This is a genomic window from Nocardiopsis protaetiae (assembly GCF_045446735.1).
GTDB lineage: Bacteria > Actinomycetota > Actinomycetes > Streptosporangiales > Streptosporangiaceae > Nocardiopsis > Nocardiopsis protaetiae.
Genome location: NZ_JBJJBV010000493.1, coordinates 1 through 2,100, shown reverse-complemented (window position 1 = coordinate 2,100; position 2,100 = coordinate 1). Strand labels below are relative to the sequence as shown.

Here is a 2,100-nt window from a genome sequence, read left to right as displayed (position 1 = left end):
GTCGTTTCTCGTACTCGGCAGGAGTGCGGGGAGAGGAGAGGGGAAGCTCCATGGCCAGGGTTTTCCCAGCTCGCTCGGCTGTCAACCCACACATCAAAGATCAGTACGACTCCTGATCCTGGACGGCGGCCCCGAGGCCACCGCCCTGCTCCTGCTCGCCGCCCACGGGGCGGCGCCCCGCTACGACGCCGTACTGATCCCCGACACCGGGTGGTACCCCGCCACCGCCCAACGGGCCCTACGGCGCCTGCGCACCCTCGCCACCGGCGCCGCCATGGGCTGGGAACCCGTTACCACCACACCCATCGCCGACCGCACCCTGAACCCGCCTGGGCCCATCCCGCTCCCGCTGTTCACCCTCCACCCGGATGGCACCCGTGGACGGCTCCCCGAAGGATGCGCCCGCGCCCGAGCGGTGGCCCTCGCCCGCCGCATCCGCTGCCTGCTGGGCCACCCCCGCCCCGGCCCGGTCCCCGACGGGGTCGTGGCCGAATGCTCCCTGGGCATCGGCCTGGAAGGCGCACACCGGATGATCATCGGCCCGCCGTTCATCACCTTCCGCCGCCCCCTGACCGGCATCGGCTGGACCACCCCGGACTGCCGGGCGCTCCTGCTTCACCACGGCATCGACCCCGACACCGGGTCGGTCTGCACGGCATGCCCCCACCGCTCCAACCGGTCCTGGCGGCATCTGGCGGCGACCGACCCCGAAGCCTTCACCGAAGCCACGGCAGTCGATGCCGCACTGCGGCACGGCCCTGCCGGACCGGCACCGCGCGGCATGCCGCCCGGCACCACGTTCTTCCTCCACCCCGAACGGGTCCCTTTGGACCAGGCCGACCTGAGCGCACCGGACGGCCCTCCGGCGACCGGGTGCGCGCCGTGGGCATGCCGCGACCGTAAGGCCCCTGACGAAGGAAACGGGGGCGGTGACCGATGACCCCGGCCTCCCGTGTTTCCTCCGCCACCGTCACGGACACCGCTCCGCTCACCCTCGGCTCGCTGTGCACCGGCTATGCCGGACTCGATATGGGCGTTGCCGCGGCACTGGGCGGCACCGCCCGCCTGGCCTGGGTCGCCGACAACGACCGCCACGTCACCCGACTGCTCGCGCACCGGTTCCCCGGCGTACGCAACCTCGGCGACCTCTCATCGGTGCGCTGGAGCGATGTGGAGCGCCCCGAGGTGATCACGGCGGGATTCCCCTGTCAGGACATCAGTGCCGCCGGCCGCGGCGCCGGCATCGAGAAAGGAACCCGTTCCAGTGTCTGGAACCACGTCATGGACGCCGTTCGCCATCTACGACCGCGCCTCCTCGTGCTGGAGAACGTGGCCGCGCTTCGCTGGCGCGGCCGGGGACTCGACCGGGTTCTCGCGGACCTGGCCCGCGCTGGGTATGACGCGCAGTGGCTGTGCGTACGCGCCAGCGACCTCGGTGCGTGCCACCGCCGGGAACGACTGTTCCTTGCTGCCCACCCCGTGCGCCAGCGACGGATACCGGGGGCCGGCCGCCCCGCACACCCGCAAACGGCGAGGGCGGCAGGTTCGGGTGAGCGATGTGCTCTGCCATCCACCGCACACCCCCGCGTGCGTACGCACCCGCACTGCGCACACCACGACCCGCACCAGACGCCCCGGCAGGCTGCTGCCCACCCCGCTGGCCAGCGACGCCACCAAAGGCAGCCCCAAGCAGACCACCTCGTCCGGGCACCGCACACTGCCCTCTGCGGCCATCGCCACCCACCGCACCGACCCCACCGCGTGAGCGACCCGCCATTCGCGTACGCATGGGGCGAATACGCACCGGCCATCCACCGGTGGGAGCAGGTGCTCGGCAGACCGGCACCACCGCCCACCGAACCCGGCACCCGCGGGCAACCCCGCCTCAGTGCCGCCCTGGTCGAGTGGATGATGGGCCTCCCCGACGGGTGGGTCACCGACCCCGACCTCGGATTGCCGCGCACCGCCCAGCTCCACATCCTCGGCAACGGCGTGGTGCCGCAACAGGCCGGCGTTGCCGTGCGGCATTTGATCGCTGAGATGGCCACTGCCGCTCTGGGAGGTACGTCATGGGACTGACCCTGGTTCCGGTGCCGTTCG

Annotated in this window: 3 protein-coding genes and 1 pseudogene; all 4 read left to right on the top strand. The window is 72.1% G+C overall.

Annotated elements, in window-relative coordinates; genetic code table 11:
• Positions 1-940: hypothetical protein (locus ACJOT3_RS34235; protein ID WP_406977279.1), on the top strand; the 940-nt coding region annotated here is incomplete at its 5' end.
• Positions 937-1,467, top strand: a pseudogene (locus ACJOT3_RS34230) (DNA cytosine methyltransferase); the annotation flags it as partial. The gene ACJOT3_RS34235 and the pseudogene ACJOT3_RS34230, both read left to right, overlap by 4 nt.
• A gap of 82 nt (positions 1,468-1,549) precedes the next feature.
• Positions 1,550-1,765: a hypothetical protein gene (locus tag ACJOT3_RS34225; protein WP_406977281.1), complete on the top strand. Its 216-nt coding sequence runs from the start codon at positions 1,550-1,552 to the stop codon at positions 1,763-1,765.
• The gene (locus tag ACJOT3_RS34220; RefSeq protein WP_406977280.1) at positions 1,762-2,079 is read left to right on the top strand and encodes a hypothetical protein; all 318 of its coding nucleotides are present in this window, start codon (positions 1,762-1,764) and stop codon (positions 2,077-2,079) included. The genes ACJOT3_RS34225 and ACJOT3_RS34220 overlap by 4 nt, the downstream gene beginning before the upstream one ends.
• The last annotated feature ends 21 nt before the right edge of the window (positions 2,080-2,100 follow it).